The sequence below is a fragment of the Candidatus Arsenophonus lipoptenae genome (genome assembly GCF_001534665.1).
Classification (GTDB): Bacteria; Pseudomonadota; Gammaproteobacteria; order Enterobacterales; family Enterobacteriaceae; genus Arsenophonus; species Arsenophonus lipoptenae.
In genome coordinates this window covers 176,797-202,378 of the sequence record NZ_CP013920.1, presented here as the reverse complement: position 1 = coordinate 202,378, position 25,582 = coordinate 176,797, and the positions used below count along the sequence as shown (strand labels likewise).

General features: G+C 23.5%; 16 protein-coding genes and 1 pseudogene. 11 read left to right on the top strand and 6 right to left on the bottom strand.

Going from position 1 to position 25,582, the window contains the following annotated elements; genetic code table 11:
* Positions 1-432: 432 nt before the first annotated feature.
* Entirely contained in the window at positions 433-3,000 is a 2,568-nt protein-coding gene (gene mutS, locus AUT07_RS00825) for a DNA mismatch repair protein MutS (RefSeq protein ID WP_066282919.1), read from the top strand.
* 223 nt (positions 3,001-3,223) lie between these two features.
* Here the strand turns inward: mutS and nlpD are convergent, their stop codons facing one another.
* Positions 3,224-4,285, bottom strand: a complete 1,062-nt coding sequence (nlpD, locus tag AUT07_RS00820) for a murein hydrolase activator NlpD (protein ID WP_066282916.1) — start codon at positions 4,283-4,285, stop codon at positions 3,224-3,226.
* A gap of 2,142 nt (positions 4,286-6,427) precedes the next feature.
* On the opposite strand from nlpD, the gene AUT07_RS00815 reads away from it, so the two are divergent.
* From AUT07_RS00815 to hemW, 5 genes and pseudogenes are all read left to right on the top strand, one after another.
* The gene (locus AUT07_RS00815) at positions 6,428-6,766 is read left to right on the top strand and encodes a MaoP family protein (protein ID WP_066282913.1); all 339 of its coding nucleotides are present in this window, start codon (positions 6,428-6,430) and stop codon (positions 6,764-6,766) included.
* A gap of 230 nt (positions 6,767-6,996) precedes the next feature.
* The gene (gene gshB, locus AUT07_RS00810; RefSeq protein WP_236860974.1) at positions 6,997-7,953 is read left to right on the top strand and encodes a glutathione synthase; all 957 of its coding nucleotides are present in this window, start codon (positions 6,997-6,999) and stop codon (positions 7,951-7,953) included.
* Between the two features lie 280 nt (positions 7,954-8,233).
* Positions 8,234-8,653, top strand: coding sequence for a Holliday junction resolvase RuvX (gene ruvX, locus AUT07_RS00805; protein WP_066282907.1), 420 nt, complete (start codon positions 8,234-8,236; stop codon positions 8,651-8,653).
* Positions 8,654-9,267: 614 nt separating this feature from the next.
* Positions 9,268-9,855, top strand: coding sequence for a YggT family protein (locus AUT07_RS00800; protein WP_066282904.1), 588 nt, complete (start codon positions 9,268-9,270; stop codon positions 9,853-9,855).
* A gap of 102 nt (positions 9,856-9,957) precedes the next feature.
* Positions 9,958-11,096: pseudogene (gene hemW / locus AUT07_RS00795) on the top strand (radical SAM family heme chaperone HemW).
* Between the two features lie 426 nt (positions 11,097-11,522).
* Here hemW and mltC read toward each other — a convergent pair.
* A complete protein-coding gene (gene mltC / locus AUT07_RS00790; protein ID WP_157871132.1) occupies positions 11,523-12,593 on the bottom strand; it encodes a membrane-bound lytic murein transglycosylase MltC in 1,071 nt (356 codons plus the stop codon).
* A 73-nt stretch (positions 12,594-12,666) separates the two neighbouring features.
* A complete protein-coding gene (locus AUT07_RS00785; protein ID WP_066282896.1) occupies positions 12,667-12,897 on the bottom strand; it encodes an oxidative damage protection protein in 231 nt (76 codons plus the stop codon).
* Between the two features lie 655 nt (positions 12,898-13,552).
* Here AUT07_RS00785 and trmB point away from each other — a divergent pair.
* From trmB to lpdA, 5 genes are all read left to right on the top strand, one after another.
* Complete coding sequence (gene trmB, locus AUT07_RS00780; protein ID WP_066282891.1) at positions 13,553-14,245, top strand: tRNA (guanosine(46)-N7)-methyltransferase TrmB; 693 nt, start codon at positions 13,553-13,555, stop codon at positions 14,243-14,245.
* Between the two features lie 612 nt (positions 14,246-14,857).
* Positions 14,858-15,460 (top strand): dephospho-CoA kinase, encoded by a 603-nt coding sequence (coaE, locus tag AUT07_RS00775; protein ID WP_066282889.1) that lies wholly within the window; start codon positions 14,858-14,860, stop codon positions 15,458-15,460.
* 765 nt (positions 15,461-16,225) lie between these two features.
* The gene (aceE, locus tag AUT07_RS00770) at positions 16,226-18,889 is read left to right on the top strand and encodes a pyruvate dehydrogenase (acetyl-transferring), homodimeric type (protein ID WP_066282886.1); all 2,664 of its coding nucleotides are present in this window, start codon (positions 16,226-16,228) and stop codon (positions 18,887-18,889) included.
* 12 nt (positions 18,890-18,901) lie between these two features.
* Entirely contained in the window at positions 18,902-20,539 is a 1,638-nt protein-coding gene (locus tag AUT07_RS00765; protein WP_066282884.1) for a 2-oxo acid dehydrogenase subunit E2, read from the top strand.
* A gap of 193 nt (positions 20,540-20,732) precedes the next feature.
* Positions 20,733-22,169, top strand: a complete 1,437-nt coding sequence (gene lpdA / locus AUT07_RS00760; protein WP_236860978.1) for a dihydrolipoyl dehydrogenase — start codon at positions 20,733-20,735, stop codon at positions 22,167-22,169.
* Positions 22,170-22,292: 123 nt separating this feature from the next.
* Here lpdA and wecB read toward each other — a convergent pair whose 3' ends face one another.
* The 3 genes from wecB to AUT07_RS00745 are packed head-to-tail and all read right to left on the bottom strand — an operon-like array spanning position 22,293 to position 25,580.
* Positions 22,293-23,426, bottom strand: a complete 1,134-nt coding sequence (wecB, locus tag AUT07_RS00755) for a non-hydrolyzing UDP-N-acetylglucosamine 2-epimerase (RefSeq protein WP_066282879.1) — start codon at positions 23,424-23,426, stop codon at positions 22,293-22,295.
* Complete coding sequence (locus tag AUT07_RS00750; protein ID WP_066282877.1) at positions 23,416-24,543, bottom strand: polysaccharide biosynthesis C-terminal domain-containing protein; 1,128 nt, start codon at positions 24,541-24,543, stop codon at positions 23,416-23,418. The genes wecB and AUT07_RS00750 overlap by 11 nt, the downstream gene beginning before the upstream one ends.
* Positions 24,544-24,545: 2 nt before the next feature.
* Complete coding sequence (locus AUT07_RS00745; protein WP_066282874.1) at positions 24,546-25,580, bottom strand: polysaccharide biosynthesis protein; 1,035 nt, start codon at positions 25,578-25,580, stop codon at positions 24,546-24,548.
* Positions 25,581-25,582 lie beyond the last annotated feature (2 nt).

Sequence of the window (25,582 nt, the reverse complement as noted above, 5' to 3'; positions counted from 1 at the left end):
ATGTATGATCTAACTATTTATAGTTTAAAATAGTATTGTAATTGAATACAATATATAATTATATAATTGTTAATTTAATATTTTATCAAAACTATAAGAATATAATAAGAATTATATAATATAATAAGAATTATATTCTGTTTAAAATTAAATTTGATAATAAGTTTATATTTTATATATCGATAGATTTTAAAAAATTATCGTTTTTACTTACAATTAGATATTATTTTATCTTATTAAGTTTAGTATAATTATATTTATTTTAATTCTATTAAATTAAAATTCTTACGTACAAAAAATTTATAAAACTTTATACTATAAGAATAAAGTATACTTTTATTTATTTTAAACGATATTATTAAATGAATATTCATGATATAAAGTTATAATATAAAGTTATAAAATTAAAGATAAAGATTTAAAATATAAATTATGATTAATTCTAAAAATTCATTGATACATACACCTATGATACAACAATATTTACGATTAAAAAAGGAATATAATGACATTTTATTATTTTATAGAATAGGTGATTTTTATGAATTATTCTTTGATGATGCTAAAAAAGCATCAAGATTACTAGATATTTCTTTAACTAAACGTGGTCATTCTAGTGGACAGATGATACCAATGGCTGGTATACCTTATCATACAGTAGATAATTACTTAATTAAGTTAATAAAATTAGGTGAATCGATTGCTATTTGTGAACAAATAGGAGATACGAATACTAATAAAGGAGGACTAGTTGAACGTAAAGTTGTACGAATTGTAACACCAGGAACAATTACAGATGAATCATTACTACAAGAGAGACAGGATAATCTTTTAGCTGCTATTTATCAAGAAGATCATCATTATGGTTATGCAACTTTAGATATTACTTCAGGTCGGTTTAATATTAGTGAAATATCTGATATCAGTTCTGTTAGAACTGAATTACATCGTACTAGTCCAGTAGAATTACTTTATCCTGAAAATTTTATTGATATTCAATTATTTGAAAATAATAGAGGATTGCGGCGGCGTCCATTATGGGAATTTGAATTAAATAGTGCCAAACAACAATTAAATCTTCAATTTGGTACACAAAATCTTATTGGATTTGGTGTTGAAGATGCTTCATTAGCATTATGTGCAGCTGGTTGTTTATTAAAATATGTGAAAGATACTCAGCGTACAAATTTACCGCATATTCGTAGTATTGCAATGATTCAACAAAAAGATACTGTTATTCTTGATACAGCAACAAGGCGTAATCTTGAATTAACACAAAATTTATCTGGTAGCAATGAGAATACGTTATTATCTATATTAGATCAATGTATGACTGCTATGGGTAGTCGTATGTTAAAACGGTGGTTAAATATTCCATTATGTAATGTTAATAGTTTGTTGAATCGTCAGCAGACGATAATAGGACTAAAAGAGTATTATCATGAATTAAAACCTCTTTTATGTCAAATTGGTGACTTAGAACGTATAGTTTCTCGGTTAGCACTCCGTACAGCTAGACCTAGAGATTTAGCTAAGATGCGTCATGCTTTTCGACAATTTACTGGAATTCATTTTATATTAGATAAAATAGAATTTTCTTATTTAAAAAAATTACAATCACGTATTAACTCTTTTAAAGAGTTGCAAAATTTATTAGAGAAAGCCATAGTTGATACACCTCCGGTATTAATAAGAGATGGCGGAATAATTAAAACTGGATATAATAGTGAACTTGATGAATTACGTACATTAGCTAATGGTGCAAGTGATTATTTAGAAAAACTTGAATTAAGAGAAAAAGAAAAATTAGGTATTGATAGTCTTAAAATTGGTTTTAATGCTATTCATGGCTACTATTTACAAGTTAATCGTGTACAAAGTCATATGGTGCCATTATATTATATTCGCCGTCAAACATTAAAAAATACAGAGAGATATATTATATCTGAATTAAAAGAATACGAAGATAAGATTTTGATATCTAAGGGTAAAGCATTAATAATTGAAAAAAGGCTTTATGAAGAGTTATTTGATTTATTGTTACCATATCTATCAGAACTACAAACTAGTGCTGATGCTTTATCTGAATTAGATGTGCTTAATAACTTAGCAGAACGAGCAGATACTTTAGGATATTGTTGTCCAATATTAAATAAAAAACCTGGCATAAAAATTATTGCTGGACGTCATCCTGTTGTCGAACATGTAATTAATACACCATTTATTTCTAACTCAGTAGATTTATCTATACATCGTCGGTTATTGATTGTTACTGGACCAAATATGGGTGGTAAAAGTACTTATATACGTCAAGTAGGTCTTATTACTTTGCTTGCTTATATAGGTAGTTTTGTGCCAGCTGAACAAGCTATTATTGGTCCAATTGACAGAATATTTACTAGAGTTGGGGCATCTGATAATCTTGCTGCTGGTCAATCTACTTTTATGGTAGAAATGACAGAAACAGCTAATATTTTACATAATGCTACACAAAATAGTTTAATATTAATGGATGAAATTGGTAGAGGAACTTCAACATATGACGGGCTTTCATTAGCATGGGCCTGTGCAGAAAATTTAGTTAAAAATATTAAAGCTATGACTTTGTTTGCTACACATTATTTTGAATTGACTGATTTGGCAAATAAACAACAAGGGGCTTTCAATATCCATTTTAATGCGATAGAATACAATAAAACTATATCATTTATGCATAATATACAAGAAGGTGCTGCTAGTAAAAGTTATGGCCTAGCAGTGGCTTCATTAGCTGGTATTCCAAATAATGTTATTCAAAGAGCAAAACAAAAATTAGAAGAATTAGAATTAATGTATACTTTATCAAATGATAAAGTTATTAGTGATTCATTAATAGAAAAAACAGTTAAAAATTCTCTTGAATTTATTTTTGAAATATTAATAAAAATAAATCCTAATAGATTAACACCATTTCAAGCATTAAAATTGATATTCAGATTAAAAGAAATGGTAAAAAGATAACTCTCTAATATAATCTTATACAAGATTAATGTATATAAGTTTATTTTTATGCTAAAAATAAAAAATTATTAAAAATAAAAAGTATTACAGTAGTTAATTACTATTAAAAATAAAATTTATTAAAATTAGAATGAAATATTATATTTTTAATTTATTTTTTAATATGCATTGATAATACTGATTAAATCAGTGTTATTCTATAACTTAGATGTAAATTATTTTTTTATTTTTTTGACAGATAATTTAACGGATTCACTGATTTTCCTTGGTAACGAATTTCGAAATGTAATTTTACTAAATTTGTATCACTGTTACCCATAGTGGCAATTTTTTCTCCTGCTTTAACTTTCTGTTGCTCATTGACTAATATAGTATCAATGTGAGCATACGCACTTAGATAATCATTATTATGCTTTATTATTATGAGATTTCCATATCCACGCAATGCATTTCCAGAATAAACTACTTTTCCTGATGTAGTTGCAAAAATAGGTTGACCTTTAAATCCAGCAATATCAATTCCTTTATTTCCACCTTGTATGTTAGAGAATGGAGAAATAATTTTGCCTTTCGCCGGCCAAATCCAATTATTTATTGAATTTGATATTTTATTATTTGATGTAGAATTTTTTTTTATTTTAAGTTTTTTATTAGAAACTAATGACTTATTTATTTTTAATAATTTTTTTCTTAAATTTTTATCATTTATAGATGATATTTTTGTGTCATTTAACTGATAAGTATTATTTATATTTTTTTTATTTGCAAGATTATCAATAAGTACTAATTTATTATTAGTATTATTATTAATATTTATTATTTGTCCAATATGTAGATTTTGGTATTTTTTAATATTATTATATTGAGCTAAGTCATGATAATTTTTGCCTGTTATCCAAGCAATATAAAATAATGTATCACCTTTTTTAATAGTATAAGTTTTGTCCTTATAACTTCCTTTTAAAATATTTTTATAATTTCTGTTATAATTTATTAAATTATATTTAACATCTTTAGATGTTGATATAATTGTATGATTTATTGAATTATTCACATTAAATTTTCTATTTCTGATAGAAATATGTTGCTTAGTAGAAAGTATTTTATTCATTATATTTAATTTAATATTGATAGGATAAGTATCTATTTGTTGGTAATGATGATCATGAATGCTGTAAATAGGAGCTATAGAATGATATGATTCTGAGCATCCTATTAGAAATATACATGTTAATATGTACATATTTTTCCATAGAATACTGAATACTGAACTATTAACATTCATACTTCTTTTTCCATAAAATAATTTAAATATAAAAGAGATAATGTATATTATTATTAATAATGTATTATATTTATATCATTTGATTTTATGCTAAAAATCTAGAAATTAAAGAAACCAATTTTATTGATTTTACTTTTATGACATGCAAATTATTAATTTTAATTTGAATTACTTTTAATATTTGATTTTTAACCGGCACAGAAAGTATTAGTTTATCATTTTTCAATAATTTTAGTAAATATGAAAGGAAACTATGTTATTATTGACTATTGTGAATAAATAATATCTTAGGATACATTTAATCATTACTACTATGTTATGATAAATGTAATAAAATATGATATAGATCAAGAATATTTATAGTTACTATACTTTATAGCTATCTAATACGTTTTATAAAAATTTTATATTAAAATAATATATGTGGATTACAGTTCCTGTATTAATATCTGATACTAATGTATAAATGTATAAAAGAAATATAAATTAATTTTTATAAATATAATGATATTAAATTGTAAAATAGTTTAAGAAATGCTTATCATCAGGTAAATATTTTTAAAAGATTTTATATAAAATCTTTATTTATAAAATTCTAATTAAGAATTTTTGCAAATAGTTATAACTGTTTCATTTGAATATAATTCACTGATAATTTTATTTTTTTGTCAATTATTTATTATTTCATATTTTATAGTTTTTTTAATAAAAAAATCCTAATGCTTAGTTGATTTCTAATATCAGTAAGTTTATAAAAATATAATAATATAAATAATACAATTATTTATAAATTAGTATTTATGGTAATATTATATACTCATATTATAAAATATTATTAATACATCTATATTTTATTTTTTATTTTGAAATAAATTTAGGTATGTTTTATATAAACTAAGTTTTTGTTTTATTTAATAAAATTATTAAATAATTTTAATTAATAACAAGTTATTATTTACTTAGCTTCTTAAAATTCAATTTATTAATAAAAACTGTAAATATTAATAATTTTTATGATTATATCATAAATTTTATATTTTTTTTAAAAGTTATTTAAATTTAATTTACTATTAATTTTTAAAATGATTATTTCATTAATACTTAAATAAATATGATTAGTTAAAGTTTTTTTGTTATTAATTATTATATCTATATTATATACATATCATAGCTCGTAATGGTTTATTAAGTTTTGATTATTTTAATTTATTAACTCGATATAAAATATTACAATTTATTTATTATGATATTTATGTAAAAAAAATATATTTATGTAAAAAAAATATAATTATTTTTAATAATTTTTTCTAAAGTTAATATTAATACATATAAATTTTTTATTAATTTCATTTATTAATATATATTTTGATTATTTTTTAATATACCACTACTAGTATAGTATATTTTAATAGATATTAAAAATTATTTTTATATGTAATGTATAATAATAATTATAATATTAGATATTAATTAATATATTAATAAAAATAAAATAGCAAATTAAATTAAGTAGAATAATTCTTTAGTAAGATTTAGATGATATTGTTATTAATTTTAATAAATTTTAAATAAAAATGTTATTTTTATGATATTAAAAATATTACTTTATTATAATTTAATTAAATATTAAATATAATTAAGATAAATTTAATTTTTTAATTTGTTATTTTTTTAAATTTATCGCATCACTAAAAATAGTTTTCTCATATATTTTGTTGAATTACCCCCCATAGTAATATTGTAAAACTTATTAAAAATAGTGTATATAATAATTGATGAGAAATTTTTCTTAACTTTTTGCTACATATTTATTAAGTAATTTAGTGTAAGAAATTCAGTTGTTTTTTACTATAATTAAACAAATTTCATTATGAAATAGTAAAGATGAGGTAATGCTAAACTCAATTTCTAATTAATAAATACAGAAAATTATAAATAATTTTTATTGCAAAAATACTTTTGCTGATAAAAATATCTATTTTTTAACTTTTAAGTCAGTTTTTAATAATTCAATATCCATAGTAGTCTTTATAGTTTTTAATATTTGATAATTAAAATTTTTATTTTGCAAAATACAATTGCTAATGAATACTTCCGCACCATAAATAAAATATTATATGAAATAGGTATGGAGTGTGTTATATGGTAGAAAGTTTTATTACAACTAATCGATTTTTTGATAGTAAAAATTATCCCAGGGGGTTTTCTCGTCATGGTGATTTCACTATTAAAGAAGCTAAGTTGTTAGAACATTATGGTCAAGTTTTTTATGAACTTGATTTAGGTAAGCGTAAGCCACAAACAGAAGAAGAACAGTTTTTTGTTGCTATGTGTCGTGGTAAACGTGAACCTATGACATCAAAAGAAAAAGTATGGTATAAATATATAACTCTTATTAATAAACCAAAACGATTTCATACTTTATCTGGCGGTAAACCACAATTAGATCCTTTAGAAGATTATATCGACATTGATCTTTGATATTTTTTATATATTTTATATATATTATATACTTACTATCATTTTAAATGATAATCATCATAGTTATTTAATATAAAATGTTTAATTTTTTAAAAATTTATGTAATTAGTTTTAATAAAAATTTTAATATATTATCTATTTTTTATTTTGCTTTAAAAAAGAAACAGTTATAATAACTATTATTAAAGAATCATATTTTTTAAAAAATTTCTTTCATGGAATATAAACTCATGAAGTTAGGTATTGTAATGGATCCTATTGCTACTATAGATTTTAAAAAAGATAGTAGCATAGCTATGCTATTAGAAGCTCAACAACGTGGTTATGAAATTTACTATATGGAAATAGGTGATATATATTTATTGCATGGTGAAGCATATGGTCGTAATAAAAGGTTAATAAAGATTAAACAAGATGTTAAACAATGTTATGAATTTGGATCTGAACAAGAATCCCCTTTAAGAAATTTTGATGTTATTTTAATGCGTAAGGATCCTCCTTTTAATCTTGAATATATTTATGCTACATATATTCTTGAAATAGCGGAATATTCAGGTAGTTTAATTATTAATAAACCAAAAAGTTTAAGAGATTGTAATGAAAAACTATTTACTATATGGTTTGCTAATTTAATTCCTGATACATTAGTAACTAGAAATAATAAAAAAATACGTGAATTTCATCAAAAACATGGTGATATAATTTTAAAACCTTTGGATGGAATGAAAGGGATGTCTATTTTTAGATTAACAAAATATGATCCTAATATTGGTGTTGCTATTGAAATCATAACTAAATATGGACAACGGTTTTGTATGGCACAAAATTATTTATCTGATATAAAATATGGTGATAAACGTATATTAATTATTGATGGTGAACCTTTTCCTTATTGTTTGGCTCGTATACCTTCTAAAGGTGAAACGAGAGGAAATTTAGCTGCAGGTGGATATGGTGAAGTAAGACCATTGACAATTAGTGATTGGAAAATTGCTATAGAGGTAGCGCCAATTCTAAAAAAGAAAGGATTAATTTTTGTTGGATTAGATATTATTGGTGATCGGTTAACAGAGATTAATGTTACAAGTCCTACTTGTATACGTGAAATTGAAATAGAATTGTCTAATATGTCAATTACTGGTATGTTATTTGATGCAATAGAAAAAATGGTTTATAAAGTGAATTAATAACCAATAATTTATATTACATTTGAATTAATAAATAATAATTTATATTACGTTTAACGAATAATTAACTAATATAGGGTTAGTTTTACTTATTCTAAAAATATATTAAATACTGTATATTTTTATATTAATAATTTTGTTTTTGATAAAAAATATTATTTTGCTGATTATTAAATTTTAATTAAAAATATACTTTTTATATATGAATACATATAAATTTATTAGTTAATATTTTGGTTTTTAAATAATTTATAGTTGTATATTAAAGAGTTTTTATATAATGATAAAGAAAACAATTATGACTTTTGATTTTGGTACCAATAGTATTGGTGTTGCTATTGGACAAGAAATTACGACAACAGCTAGACCTTTGACAACAATAAAAGTAAAAGATAGTAACCCAAATTGGGTAGAAATTAATAAAATTTTACAAGATTGGCATCCTAAATTAATTATTGTTGGACTTCCTTTAAATATGGATGGAACAGAGCAAATAATAAGTAATAAAGCACGTAAGTTTGCTTATAACTTAGAATGGAGATTTGGTATCAAAGTAATATTACATGATGAACGGTTAACAACTGTTGAAGCACGATCAAAATTGTTTAATTATGGTGGTTATAGAGCTTTAAATAAAAAGAAAATTGATTCTTTTTCTGCAGTGATTATTTTAGAGAGTTGGTTTGAACAAAATATTTAACAGTTTTTTAAGAATTAATTATTACTTTTACTAAATATAAATAGGTTATTTAGCAATAGGTAATTTTACCTCTATCAAAATCATATTCCTATATAAATAGAAAACTCTTTTTAATTGATTATGTAAACAAAAAATATTTTATAAAAAAATAAATCATATGCCAGTAGATAGCTGAGAAGCTATTTTATAATTAGTTATTTATTTTTAAGTACAAATTTATAATCATAAATTAACAATTTATGATTAATTAAATAAAGTTACAATTTAATTCAAAGTTAATTTTTTAATATTTAAAATATATAAAGGATACAATTTGATTAATGAAATATGGTTTAATGAATATTCATCTATAAGTTAGTAATTAATTTATATGTTACAAAGTAGTTATAATTTTTGCTATAAAGCAATATTGTATTAATTTATAAATTTTATTAATATTTTTATAAAATAGTAAATTAAATTTTTAATAGTTTAAAAGAATCATTTATTGATTGTGAAATAACTGAAGTTTTAAAGTAACAACAGTAATTTCTACTACCATAAAATATCATAAATTGATCGTATACAGAATATCGTCATATTTAAAAAATATTTTAACTGATTAGGGTAATTAAATGCAATTTTTAACTTTTATAGTTTCAACTATAACTCAGCTATATATTATTATACTACTTTTTCGAGTATGGATGCAATTAGTTAAAATTGATTTTTATCATCCCGTTTCTCAATTTGTAGTAAAATTAACTGAATTAGTTATGAGGCCATTGCATAGGTTTATTCCTTCTATTAATATGTTTGATACAGCTACTTTATTAGTGTCATATATTTTAACAGTAGTTAATATTATTTTTATAATGTGGGTATCAAATACATTAACTTTAATTAGTATAAAGCTATTACTCATTAGTATTATTCAGTTATTAACTTATTCTGGAAAGTTAGTTTTTTGGTTAATTTTAATTCGTGTATTTTTTAGCTGGATTAGTCAAGGAAGTAATCCTATTGATTATGCTATTATGCAATTAACTGAAATTATTATTTCACCTATTCGTAAGATTGTTCCCATTATTAATGGAATAGATTTCTCTCCTATGATAGTTACATTAATATTAATTGCATTAGATTATTTACGGTTAAATATTCTTTTATTTATTGATCCTGATGTAACCAATATATTATATTCTATAGGTTATATGATATAAAAAAATATGTATAGTATATTCTTAAATCAATGCTATCATTTTTAAAAAAATTAGCTATTTAATTTATGGTAATATAAAAATTTTATTTTAAACTTATAAGTTATAGTAAAATTACCACCTTTGAGTTTGTACGTGCACGTCCCTTGGTGTATACAAAAATGCTACTATTGTGATTATAATTCACACATTATAAAAGATGATATAGATGAAAAAAATACATTAATCATCTATTAACTGATCTTTAATCTGATATTACTTCAATAAACAATCGCTAAGTTAATAGTATTTTTATTGGCGGGTAGGTACTCCTAGTTTATTTAATATTGATTCTATTCAGTATTTATTAGATAGTATAAATGAAAGATTATTTTTATCAGATAATGCTGAAATTACTATAGAGGCAAATCCAAATTTAATTAATACCAATAGTTTTAATCAATATCAACAAACTAGTATTAATAGAATTCCTATTTTGGGATCCAAACTTTTTCTACTAATAAGCTTACTCAGTTAGGAAGAATACATGGATTTACAGAATCTATAAATTCAATTGTTTTAGTAACAACATTAAATTTACGAAGTTTTAATCTCGATTTAATGTATGGATTACTTGATCAATTAGTTGAAGAAGCTATTTTTGATTTACAACAAGCAATTAATTTTTCCCTACCTCTCATATTTCATGGTATCAATTAATTATTGAATCTAATACATATTTTGGTTATAGACCACCTAAATTACCTAATGATGATATTCAAGATAATATCTTTTATAAAGGAAATAAATTATTAAATAATTCAGGATATAATCAGTATGAAATATCTAATTATGCTAATAAACCTGGATATCAATGTCAACATAATTTAAATTATTGGCGTTTTGGAGATTATTTAGGTATTGGCTGTGGAGCTCATGGAAAAATTTCTTTTTCTGATGGTCGTATTTTATGAACTATAAAAACGAAACACCCCAAAGGTTATATGGATGGTATATATTTATATAAGCAACAAGAAGTAAAAATATTGGATAGACCATTTGAATTTTTTATGAATCGGTTTCGATTATTTGAGGAAATTCCAAAGCAAGGTTTTATTAATTATACAGGATTATCAAAAAACATTATTAATCATCAGCTTGATCAGGCCATACGATAAGGTTATGTAAAAGAAACAAAATATAACTGGAAGATAACTAAGAAAGTTATGTTATTTTTTAATTCTTTATTAACATTATTTTTATAAATGAATTTATTATTAAATAAATAAGATATAGTATTATTATACTAATAAATTCTATTATTATAAAATATAAAAATATTTTATAGTTTTATTTAAAAATTAGTTTATATTCATATATTATATAATATAATTTCTATATTTATAGAAATTTATAGAAAATTAATATAGCATAAGATCTATATCTTATAAATATCTTATTAATGTTGTATTTTGATTATGTTTTGTTTTGCAACAAATTTACTGATTATTTGTATATGATTTTAAAAGATATTTTAATTAAATATTTAAATGAAAATTTAATATTTTAGGATTTTTCTAATTATTTATGATTTTATAATAATTTATATGTATTGAAGTAATAAACTAAAACTAAATTTTTTTTAAATTTAAAAAATATATTTTGTCTTCTAAAATTAGAGATATAAATAATTAACGATATTTTCTTTGTGCATTATTAACTTTTACCAAATAATTACGTGATTGCATTGCTGGATGGTTAGTTACCAATTTTTGGTAAACATGTTTTGGTAGCATTTGATTAATAATCTGTACTGCTCTCTTTTTGTCATTATGAAATACTTTTAATACAGTATCAGAACCGCCATGATATGCTGTGATTATAGCATAACGTTGTGAAATAACATTAGTAATTTCACCTAAGTAAGTATTTTGTAATAGAGATAAATATGCGGCTCCTAAATCGATATTATTAGCTGGATTAAATAAATAATTTCTACTTGGTATTCCTAATTTTCCTTGGGCATGAAAAACATCTCTGCCTGCATAGTGTGGCATAATTTGCATTAAACCTAATGCATCAGAACTACTTACTGCATAAGGATTAAAATTTGATTCTATTTGCATAATAGCTAGAATTAATGACTCATCAATTCCATATTTTGCTGCTGATTTACGGATATATGGTAAATATTTATGAGCACGTTTATCTATATTATTAGGCATTAATTGAATATTAATTAGCCATATAACATGCAATCCTGATTTACGTTTTTGTAATTTATTTTTTAATAAATAATTGCTAAATTTTACTGCATGCCATTCTTGTAAAATAGGTTTATTTGTTTGATCAAGTACTTGTCCATATAAAAATGGTTTTTTGCTAATATTAATTAGATTTATATCAGAATAAAAATTAAATTCTTTGGAATTAACACCCATTAATAAAGTAGTAATAATATTTTTTTTTAAGCATTCTTTTGGTTTTTTTTTTGAAATAGTTTCAATAGTTATATTGCCGTTATCAAAATTAATGTGACTACGAGTTTGGTATTGATCAGTGTATTTTACATAATCTTTTGGTCCAGTAATTAATATTTCTTGATTGCCCCAAATATTATCAATATTATGGGCAAATTGTTGAATGAGAATGTCAAATCCATTTGTGTTTTTAACATATTCATTACTCGAAAAAACTTCTCTTTTACTGGAACAACCTAGTAAAATTTGAATAATAACGAAAGAAAGTAGTTTCTTTTTTATATACATATACTTTTACATAAAAATACAAAAGTAGTTATTTTTAATTTTGATATATTTTGATATATGAAATATTTCATTTAAAGAGAAATTTTACCATCTCTTGCTCAAGTATCTTTTTATCTTTATCAAGTAAAGTGCTAAGTTTTTGCTCATTTATGAGAATTATTTGTTTATTTATCCATTGTTTCCAAGCTTTTTTTGATATATTATCATATATGCGTTTACCTATTTTACCAGGATAAACTGGAACATCTAATCCTTCAGCTTCTAGTTGTAAAAAAGTACAAAAAATAGTTCTATTCATTAATTAACCCTTAAAATTATTAAATTTATCTTATAAATTATTTTAGCTATTTTTATATAATCTTAGTTTATTAATTTTATATTTTATTTTTCATAATATTAAAATATTTATGCATTTATTTTTAGTATTAACATAGCTAATTATTTTTTATAGTAATATATAATTTTATAGTAAAGAGTAAAGTAAATGTTTTTACTTACTATAGCTATATTTTTATATTTAAAAAAACTTTTATAGGCAAAAGATCACATATAAATATTATTTTATTATTTCAAATTAAAATAATTTATTTTTTATTAATTATTTAAAATTTTTTATAATGATAGCATGATTTATTTTTAATAATTATATATATAACAATAGATCTTTTATTACAAAATACAATATTTGATTTTTTAAATCTTAAATTATTTATTTTATTTTTTATAAAATATATTTTTATAATAGTTTTATTATTTATAGTTATATAAAAATTATATTCTATTATATATATTTATATAATTTTTTATTAAATTACATAAAAATAAATTTTATATAAATAATTAATATTTATTTTTATTAATTTTAAAATAACCTCTATTAAATCAGAAAAAATATTTTTTGATAAAATTATATTTAATATATGAGTAATAATTAATATTATTAAAACATTAAAATGAGTAAAAATGGTAAAATAGTTAATCGTATTTGTAGTTTTGTAATTCGTCAAAGACGATTAACTTATCAACAAAAATTTACTTTACAAAAGTTATGGCCTAATTTAGGTGTAAATTATACTGACCAATTATTATCATTTGATAGATTATTTTGTAATATTGCACCAATAATTTTAGAAATTGGTTTCGGTATAGGAACGTCTTTGATTTATACAGCGCAACAAAATTCTACTAAAAATTTTTTAGGTATTGAAGTTTATACTCCTGGAGTAATTAAGTGTTTATTATCTGCACATAATTATAATTTAAATAATCTACGTATTATATGCCACGATGCAATTGAAGTACTAGAAAAAATGATACCAAATAATTCATTAAATATGGTACAACTTTTTTTTTCAGATCCTTGGCCTAAAAAAAGACACCATAAACGCAGACTTGTACAACCATATTTTGCTAAACTTATTTTACATAAATTAGAGTTAGGTGGTGTATTTCATATAGCTACTGATTGGTATCCGTATGCTAACCATATTTTAGATGTAATGTGTCAAATCAGCAATTATAAAAATTTATCAGTATCTGGTAATTATATTGAGCGACCTGTTACACGACCTATGACTAAATTTGAAATAAAAGGAAAAAAATTAGGTCATAAGATATTTGATCTTATGTTTAAAAAAATAAAATAGTAATTACTAATAATTATTGTTTTAAAATAACTATAGTTAAATAATTATTTAATAAAAATATTATGAATATTGATCTTATTAATTCTAGCATGGATATTCTATTAATAATACTAATTATATCATTATTATAATATATTTAACAATTTTTATTTTATGTTATTATAAAATATAAAAATATCTTTTTAAAATTATAAAAAATTATTATTGTATTATGTACTAATGTCATTAGTATATTGTATGACAGTCATATAGTTTATATATATATTATTTTGTATGATATAAAATTACTAAATCATATATATTTATTTACATCAAATATTGCCAAAGTAACAGTAAATAACTTATTTTGTAAATAATTTTTTTAAAATTTTGTCAATTATATTATTACAAAATTTTTTTAATATACTTTTTCTATATTAAATTAATATATTAATATTATGTTAATTTAATGATATTAAAATATATAAAATGATATCACATGATATTTAGATATATATTTAGTGATAATTAATTTTATTTTTTAATATATAAGTATACTGTATAATAATGATAATATAAAAATATTAGCTAAGTATTTTTTATTAATACACATATTATAGAACGGTAAAATAGATGAGTTATATTGTTGCTTTAACAGGTGGCATTGGAAGTGGTAAGAGTACTGTATCAAAAAAATTTGCATTATTAGGTGTACCAATAATTGATACAGATGTTATTTCAAAACAAATTGTTCAGTCAAATACTTATGCTTTTAATATGATTAAAAAACATTTTGGGTTAACTATTCTTAATAATAATGGTTCTTTAAATCGTGTAAAATTAAGAAAAAAAATATTTAGCGATTCAACAGAAAAAAAATGGTTAGATAATTTGCTTCATCCTTTGATATATAAAGAAACTCAACGTCAGCTAGTTTTGGTTAATTATCCATATGTAGTTTGGGTTGTGCCATTATTAATAGAAAAGAACCTGGATCTTTTGGTTAGTAGAGTATTAGTTATTGATGTGAAACCAGAGGAACAAATAACTCGTATAATTAAACGAGATTGTATAAGTGAACAAGAAATAAAAAATATTTTATCTAATCAAATTAATCGTAGAGAAAGATTACAAAGAGCTGATGATGTAATTAATAATAACGATGAAGATTTTTTACAATTAAATAAAAGTGTAATAAAATTACATCAGAAATATTTAGGATTAGCTATTAATTAATATTAAAATATGTACTTATAAATTAATGTATATAAATAACAGTATAAATTTAAATAAAAGTTTTTAAGAATGTTAAACAGAATTTAAAACATATAGTTTTATATATTACAATTTCACTAGATTTATTCAATTTTTAGTTTAAATGATTAAATTATTATAATAATTATTTAATATTTAATAAATTTTTAAAAAATATATTTTTATATTAGAATGGAATTCTATATAAATACCATGATATAGTATTTTTTAATACAATTTATTACATAATATAAGTGATTATCTTAAATTTAGAGATTTTTATTTTAAATTACTTATTAATTTCAAATATAATCCAAAAATCGTAAATTAAATATCTTCTTTTAGTTTAAAAGAAATGATATACATATCAAAATAAGTCTATGAGAAATTATTAATATTCTATGTGGGTAAAATAAAGTTTTTTACTAAAAATTTTTTTATTCATAGTGTTTTATAATAATTATATCAATTTTGTTTTTAAAAGCATTTTATTAATGTTTTTATGTTTATTTTATTAATTTAATATAACTAAATATTAATAAAATAGTTTTAGTGTTTAAAAATACGAATCTATAATTTTAGTTATTAATATATATTTGGTTATAAACATAAAATATCAATATGATTTTTTAGAAAAAATTATAAAATATAAAAATATTTTTAATTTTTTTATTAGTACATTTATTTAATCATAAATAAGAATTACAATGCTCTTTTTATAAAAATTTTATATTTAAGGAATATACCATGTCAGATGTGTTAAAAAATGACGTGGATCCGATTGAAACTCGCGAGTGGCTGCAGGCGATTGAATCGGTAATCCGTGAAGAAGGTATTAATCGTGCTTATTATCTTATTAATCAAATATTAGAACAAGTACGTAAAACAGGTATCAATATAATAGCAGGCACCAAAAATGATGATTATATAAACACCATTTCGGTATTGGATGAGCCGGATTATCCAGGAGATATGGGTGTAGAGCGTAGTATTAGATCTGTAATTCGTTGGAATGCTCTAATGATGATTTTACGAGCTTCTAAAAAGAATTTAGATCTTGGAGGTCATATATCTTCATTTCAATCTTCTGCTACTTTATACGAGGTATGTTTTAATCATTTTTTTCGTGCAAAAAATAATGTAAATGGTGGAGATTTAGTATATTTTCAAGGACATATTTCTCCTGGTATTTATTCTCGTGCATTTTTAGAAGGCCGTTTAACTGAAGAACAAATGGATAATTTTAGACAAGAAATTCATGGTAATGGTCTTTCATCTTATCCCCATCCTAAATTAATGCCTGAGTTTTGGCAATTTCCTACAGTATCTATGGGGTTAGGATCAATTACTGCTATTTATCAAGCAAAATTTTTAAAATATTTACAAAATCGAGAATTAAAAAATACCAAAGATCAAATAGTATATGCTTTTCTTGGTGATGGTGAAATGGATGAACCGGAGTCAAAAGGAGCTATCACAATAGCAACTCGTGAAAAATTAGATAATCTTGTTTTTGTTATTAATTGTAATTTACAACGACTTGATGGTCCAGTTATAGGTAATGGTAAGATTATTAATGAATTAAATGATATTTTTACCGGTGCAGGATGGCAGGTTATTAAAGTATTATGGGGAAGTAAATGGGATAAATTATTACTTAAAGATACTTCAGGTAAGTTAATTCAATTAATGAATGAAACTTTAGATGGTGATTATCAAACATTTAAGTCTAAAGATGGTTCTTACATTCGTAAGCATTTTTTTAATCGTTATCCTGAAACAAGTATGTTAGTAAATGATATGACAGATGATGAAATTTGGTCATTAAATCGTGGTGGTCATGATCCTAAAAAAATTTATGCTGCTTTTAAGTTAGCACAAGATACCAAAGATAAACCTACTGTTATTTTAGCTAAAACAATTAAAGGATATGGTATGGGTACTATTGCTGAAGGTAAAAATATTGCTCATCAGGTAAAAAAGATGGATATAGAAGGTATTCGTTATTTCCGTGATCGGTTTAATATTCCAGTAACAGATGATCAATTAGAAAAATTACCTTTTGTTTCTTTTAAGAAAGATTCAGATGAATATAAATATTTACATTCACATCGTCAGGCATTAGGTGGATATTTACCAACACGAAATCCTATATTTAGTGAAAAATTAAATATTCCTAATCTAGAATATTTTAACCAATTATTAGTAGATCAAAAGAAAAATATTTCTACTACAATAGCCTTTGTTCGTTTTTTAAGTTTAATATTAAAAAATAAATTAATAAAAGATCGTATAGTACCAATCATAGCTGATGAAGCTCGCACGTTTGGTATGGAAGGTTTATTTCGTCAAATCGGTATTTATAATTCAAGTGGGCAAAAGTACACTCCTCAAGATAAAGAACAAGTTTTTTATTATAGAGAGGACAAAGAAGGTCAAATTCTTCAAGAAGGTATTAATGAATTAGGTGCTTTTTCTTCTTGGTTAGCTGCAGCTACATCTTATAGCACGAATAATTTACCCATGATACCATTCTATATTTATTATTCTATATTTGGATTTCAGCGTATTGGTGATTTATCATGGGCTGCAGGAGATCAACAAGCTAGAGGATTTCTAATTGGTGGAACTTCTGGTCGTACGACATTAAATGGTGAAGGATTACAGCATGAAGATGGGCATAGTCATATACAATCGTTGACAATACCTAATTGTATTTCTTATGATCCTGCATATGCTTATGAAATTGCTGTTATCATACATGATGGTTTAGTTCGTATGTATGGAGAAAAACAAGAAAATATTTTCTACTATATTACTGTTTTAAATGAAAATTATCATATGCCAGCAATGCCATTTGGTGTTGAAGAAGGTATTAGAAAAGGTATATATAAAATTGAATCACTTAAAGGTAAAAATGGCAAGATTCAATTATTAGGATCTGGTGCAATGATGCGTCATATTAGAGATGCTTCAAAAATCTTATTGACTAATTATGGTATTGGTTCTGATATTTATAGTGTAACATCATTTACTGAATTAGCTAGAGAAGGACAGGATTGTGAACGTTGGAATATGTTACATCCAACTGCTAAACCTAAAATATCATATGTTGCTCAAATTATGAATGATGCACCTGCAGTTGCATCAACAGATTATATGAAATTATTTGCAGAACAAATTCGTTGTTATATTCCTGCAATTAATTATCGTGTTTTAGGAACTGATGGGTTTGGTCGTTCAGATAGTCGTGCAAATTTACGTCATTATTTTGAGGTTGATACATTTTATATTGTAATAGCTTCTTTAGTTGAATTAGCTAAATGTGATCAAATTAATTTTAAAATTGTGGAGGAAGCTATTAAAAAATACAAAATTGATCCAGAAAAAATAAATCCGCGTTTGGCATAAGGAGTACAATCAATGTCAATTGAAATTAATATGCCTGATATTGATCATGATTTAGTTGAAGTTACTGAAATTATGGTAACAATTGGTGATATAGTTGATGTGGAGCAACATTTAATTACCGTGGAGAGTGAAAAGGCATCTATGGAGATCCCATCACCTCAAATTGGTATTGTGAAAGAGATTAAAATTGGAGTTGGTGATAAAGTAGCAGCTGGACAATTAATCATGATTTTTGATGAATTTACTAAGAAAGATAAAGAAGAAACATTAGTTAGCGCTAGAACACATTCTAATTTACAATTAAAAAATGAAAAAGATAATAAAGATACCTATGAAATAAAAAGTGATTTGGAGTTAAAAGAAGTTATTTTACCTGATATCGGTTATGATTTTGTTGAAGTAATTGATGTAATGGTGAATATTGGTGATAAAGTTTCTATTGAACAATCATTGCTTACTGTAGAGGGAGAAAAAGCTTCTATGGAAATTCCAGCACCTTTTGCCGGTGAGGTTAAAAGCATAAAAATTACAAGAGGCGATAAAATCAAAACAGGATCATTATTAATGATTTTTATAGTTGATAAAATTAAATTCATGCAATCTAAAGTAATGGACTCTAGTAGTTTAATTGATAAAAAATCATTAATTTCATGCTCTAAAGATTTTCAAGATGATTCCTTTATAACTAAGAAAAATAATATTTCTGATAATATGTATAAATTTATTGAAAATGAAGTTTATGTACATGCCACACCTATTATCCGCCGCTTGGCACGTGAATTTCGCATTAATTTAGCTAATATAGTTGGAACCGGACGCAAAGGGCGTATTCTTCGTGAAGATGTAATTATTTATATTAGAGAAATGATAAGGATTGCTGAAAATAAACAGTCTATAAGAGGTTTTAAAGGGTTTTTATCATATTCAAAAACTGATTTTAGTAAATTTGGTGAAATAGAAGAAGTTGATATAGGACGTATTCAAAAAATATCTAGTTCTAATTTAAGTAATAATTGGATTAGTATTCCACACGTCACTATAATGGAAAATGCTGATATTACAGAAGTAGAAAGTTTTCGTAATCAACAAAATAAAGAAATAGAAAAGTTACAAAATGGTATAAAAATCACTCAGTTGGTTTTTGTTATGAAAGCTGTTTCTAGAGTACTAGAAGAAATGCCTAAGTTTAATAGTTCAATTTCTGATAACACTGAAAAGTTAATTTTAAAAAAATATATTAATATTGGTATTGCTGTTAATACTCATAATGGTTTGGTTGTGCCTGTTATTCGTGATGTAAATAAAAAAGGTATAATTACTCTTTCAAAACAATTGATAGAATTATCACAAAAAGCACGTTCTGGTAAGTTAACTTCATTTGAAATGCAAGGTGGTAGTTTTACTATTTCTAATTTAGGTAATGTTGGTACTACAAATTTTACACCAATTATTAATGCTCCAGAAGTAGCCATTATAGGATTATCTCGCTCAGTAATTAAACCAATATGGAATGGTAGTGAATTTATTTCAAGATTAATATTACCTATGTCACTATCATTTGATCATCGTGTAATTGATGGTATAGATGCAGCTCGTTTTATGATTAGGATTTCACAGCTAATGAGTGATGTTCGTCTTTTAATTATGTAATTAAATATGTTTATAAAACAATATAGTGTTATTTTAATTATTTATTTATCTATAGAATTATTGTATTTTAACATAAATTTTAAATTTTTATTGTGTTAGTATATTTTAGCAATATAATTATTTTATAAATTATCTATGGTATATTTATATAATTTTTTTGTATAATATATCTGATAGATGAAATTAAGAGGTCATAATGAGTATTGAAATTACAACTCAAGTAGTAGTTATAGGAGCTGGCCCAGCAGGATATTCTTCAGCTTTTCGTTGTTCAGATCTTGGTTTACAAACTATTTTAATAGAACGTTATTCTACATTAGGTGGAGTATGTCTTAATGTAGGTTGTATTCCATCAAAAGCATTATTACATATTTCTAAAATTATTAAAGAAGTACAGTCATTGATATCACATGGTATTATATGTGGTGAACATAATATAGATATTAATAAAGTAAGATTATGGACAGATAAAGTTATTAGTAAATTAACAATTGGTTTAGAAGTAATGGCAAAAAATCGTAATGTTAAGGTTATTAATGGAATAGGTAAGTTTATTGATGATCATACATTAATAGTTGACTCTGAAAAAGAAAGAATAACTATAAAATTTGATAATGCTATTATTGCAGCTGGTTCACGTCCAATACATCTTCCATTTATTCCCCATAATGATCCTAGAATATGGGATTCTACTGATGCTATAAAATTAAGGGAAGTACCTAAATATATGTTAGTTATTGGCGGTGGTATTATTGGTTTAGAAATAAGTTCTATTTATCAAGCATTAGGATCTAAAATAGATATTATTGAAATATTTGATCAAGTTATTCCTGCAGTAGATGAAGATATTATTAAAGTTTTTACTAGGCAGATAAGTAAAAATTTTAATTTGTTATTAGAAACTAAAGTTACTTCAGTAGAAGTAAAACAAGACGGTTTATATGTCACAATGGAAGATAAGAATGGATCTATTAAGAAAAATTTTTATGATACTATTTTAGTTGCAACTGGTCGTATTCCAAATAGTGATTTAATCGATTTTGGTAATTTAAGGATAGAAGTAGACAATCATGGATTTATTAATACTGATAAACAAATGCGTACTAATATCCAAAATATTTATGCTGTTGGTGATATTGCAGGCCAACCTATGTTGGCACATAAAGGCATTCATGAAGGTCATGTTGCTGCAGAAGTTATTTCTGGTTTAAAACATTATTTTGATCCAAAAATTATTCCTTCAATTGCTTATACTGATCCTGAGATTGCTTGGGTTGGTATTACTGAAAAAATAGCTAAAGAAAAAGATATTAATTATGAAATAGCTAGTTTTCCATGGACTGCTTCTGGTCGTGCTATTGCATCTAATTATTTAGATGGTATTACTAAACTTATCTTTGATAAAAAAACTAATCGTATTATTGGCGGATCGGTTGTTGGTGTTAATGCTGGAGAATTACTTGGTGAAATTGGATTAGCAATTGAAATGGGATGTGATGCACAAGATATTGCATTAACTGTTCATGCGCATCCTACATTATATGAATCAATTGGTATGGCAGCTAAGATATTTGAAGGAAGTATTACTGATTTATTAAATCCACAAGTAAAAAATAAATTACATTTTTAATATATAATTTATCTGAGATGTAAGTTAACTACATTAGTTAATTAAAATAATAAGAAAGTTATTTAATTATTTTAATATTTTATAATATTTATATTAACACTATTACTTAAAAATAATAAAATTCTAATATTTTTTCCAAATAATACGATTAACATAATCAATATAGCTAAATATTATACGGATCACTTTATCTGAAACATTAGGTATAAAGTAATCGTTGACTAATTTTAATAAGCGATGTTTTCCAGTTGGTTGGTTTTCTAAAATAGATAATGCTTGTATTATTCTTTTTGTACTTAAACCAGTCATAATTACTGAAGCTTCTTCCATTCCTTCTGGTCTTTCATGTGTTTCACGAATATTTAATGCAGGAAAATTAAGAATAGAAGATTCTTCTATAAGCGTTCCGCTATCTGAAAGTACAGCTTTAGATTCAATTTGTAATTTTACATAATCAGTAAAACCGAGTGGTTTTATTAGTTGAATATTTGAATGGAAAATAAGATTGTTTTTTTCTACACATTTTCTAGTGCGTGGGTGTGTTGATACTATTATTGGAAAATCATATTTTTCTGCAATTTTATTTAAAATATCTGCTAATTTTTTAATATTATTTGCGTTTTCCACATTTTCTTCGCGATGAGCACTGATAATAAAGTATTTGCCAGCTTTAAGCTTAATACGATTTAATATATTTGATGAATTAATTTTATTAATATGTTTATGAATAACTTCATACATGGGGCTACCAATTTTTATTATTCGATCTGGATTAAAACCCTCAGCTAGTAGATATTCTCTAGCTATATCTGAATAAGTTAAATTAATATCTGCAATATGATCAATAATTTTTCTATTAATTTCTTCTGGAACTCTTTGATCAAAACATCTATTACCTGCTTCTATATGAAAAATAGGTATTTTCTTTCTTTTAGCAGATAATACAGCTAAACAACTATTTGTATCACCTAATACTAATATTGCATCTGGATTTATTTTAAAAAGTAATTTATCTATTTTGATTATAATATTACCAATTGTAATTGCTGCATTTTTACCTGCAGAATTAAGAAAATAATCTGGTTTTCTAACACCTAAATCATTAAAGAAAATTTCATTTAATGTATAATCATAATTTTGACCAGTATGAACAATTATGTGATTACAATATATATCAAGCTTCTTAAATATTTCAGAAAGTCTTATAATTTCTGGTCTCGTTCCAATAATACTAAGTATACATAGTTTATCGTTCATATGGAATATCCCATGGTATTGTATCTGTTTTATTAATATCAAAAATTTCATTAGCCCATAATATTACAATTAATTCACTAGATCCTATATTTTTAATATTATGGGCCCAACCAGGTATACATTCTACAATCTCTATATTAGATGAGTCTTTTTCTAATTCAATAATTTCATGAGTTATAATATTTTCAAACTTAAATAGTGCTTTACCGTATATAACAACAAATTTTTCATTTTTAGTATGATGATAGTGTCCACCACGTGTTACTCCAGGTTTTGCAGTAAAAAATGAAAATTGACCACAATTAGATGTTTTTATTAATTCAACGAATGTACCTCTCATATCATTATGTGTTGGAATAGAATATGAAAATTCTCTAGATGGTAAATAGCTTAAATAAGTGGCATATAAGGCACGATTAAGACCATTACCTACTGAATTAATAGTTAAATTATTTCGAAAATATTTAAAACTTATAATTTTATCTGCTAATTCTTGAATTGAAATTTTATATTTAATTGGAACATCATGATATATATTATAATTATTATCTTTTTTTAAATCTAAATATTTAAGAAATTCATCAATTAAGTCATCAATATAAATAATTTCTAAATTAAATGAAGGATTATTAATTATTAATGGTATATTATTAATTATATTATAACAAAATGTTGCAACAACAGAATTATAATTTGGTTTACACCATTTTCCAAATACTCCATTTAATCTATAAATATATGCATTAATATTTGATGTTTTAATTGCATTAAAAATAATTTTTTCTGCATTTAATTTGCTTTTTCCGTATGGATTATCATTTTCTGCTTGTTTAGATGATACATAGATTAATGAAATACTAGGATTATTCTCTACAATAATTTTAACTAGAATATTTGTAAGATTAGTATTACCAGAAATAAATTCATTATTAGTTAATGGTCTATTAACACCAGCTAAATGGTATATTATATTTGCATCTATAACTTTATTTTTAAGTATATTTAAATCATCTTCACGGGTGAATGTTAAAACTGGAACCCCTCTTTCCTTAAGAGCTAAATTTAGGTTTTTTCCTATAAATCCATTAGAACCAGTAATCAGTACATTTTGCTTCATATTTAATATTCTAACGTTGCAATATTACTACTAATAATTTTTTTGAAAAATTTCAATTTTAATAGTAGTTTTTTTATATCATCAATAAGTAGTTTTGTTGTATTATGAGAATTATAATCAGTTATTTCAGTGATTTTTTTTTCCTTTGTTTTAAAAAAATTACTATAGTTTAAGTTACGATTATCTAATGGAATTCGGTAATAGTTATCTTGATCCTCTGCATAACTCATTTCCTCTCTAGTTAATAATGTTTCAAAAAGCTTTTCACCATGACGAAATCCTATGATATTTATAGGATGTTTTGGTTTATTCATTAATTCAGTAATAGCTTTTACCAAAACTTCAATTGTAGCCGCTGGTGTCTTTTGAACAAAAATATCACCATTTTTTCCTTTAGAAAAGGCATGCATTACTAAATCTACTGCATCTTCAATGGTCATCATAAATCTTGTCATTTCAAGATTAGTTACACTAATAGGTTTGTTTTTTAAGATTTGATTGACAAATAATGGAATTACAGAACCTCTTGATGCCATTACATTTCCATATCTAGTAGCACAAATTACAGTAGATGATTTTGATAAGTTACGAGCTTTTGCTAAAATAATTTTTTCCATCATAGCTTTAGAAATGCCCATAGCATTAATAGGATATACTGCTTTATCTGTACTTAAGCAGATAATACGTTTAACTTTATTATTTATACCTGATTCAATTACATTTTCAGTGCCTAAAATATTAGTTTTAACCGCTTCAATAGGATAAAATTCACAAGAAGGAACTTGTTTTAAAGCAGCTGCGTGGAAAATATAATCTACATCTTTAATTGCATTTGATAAACTTTGGTAATCTCTGATATCACCTATATAAAACTTTAACTTATTATTTTTATATTTCCTACGCATTTTATCTTGTTTTTTTTCATCACGACTAAAAATACGAATTTCAGTGATATCTGTTTTTAGAAAACGCTTTAGTATTGCATTACCGAATGAACCTGTTCCTCCAGTAATAAGTAATTTTTTTGAATTAAGCATTT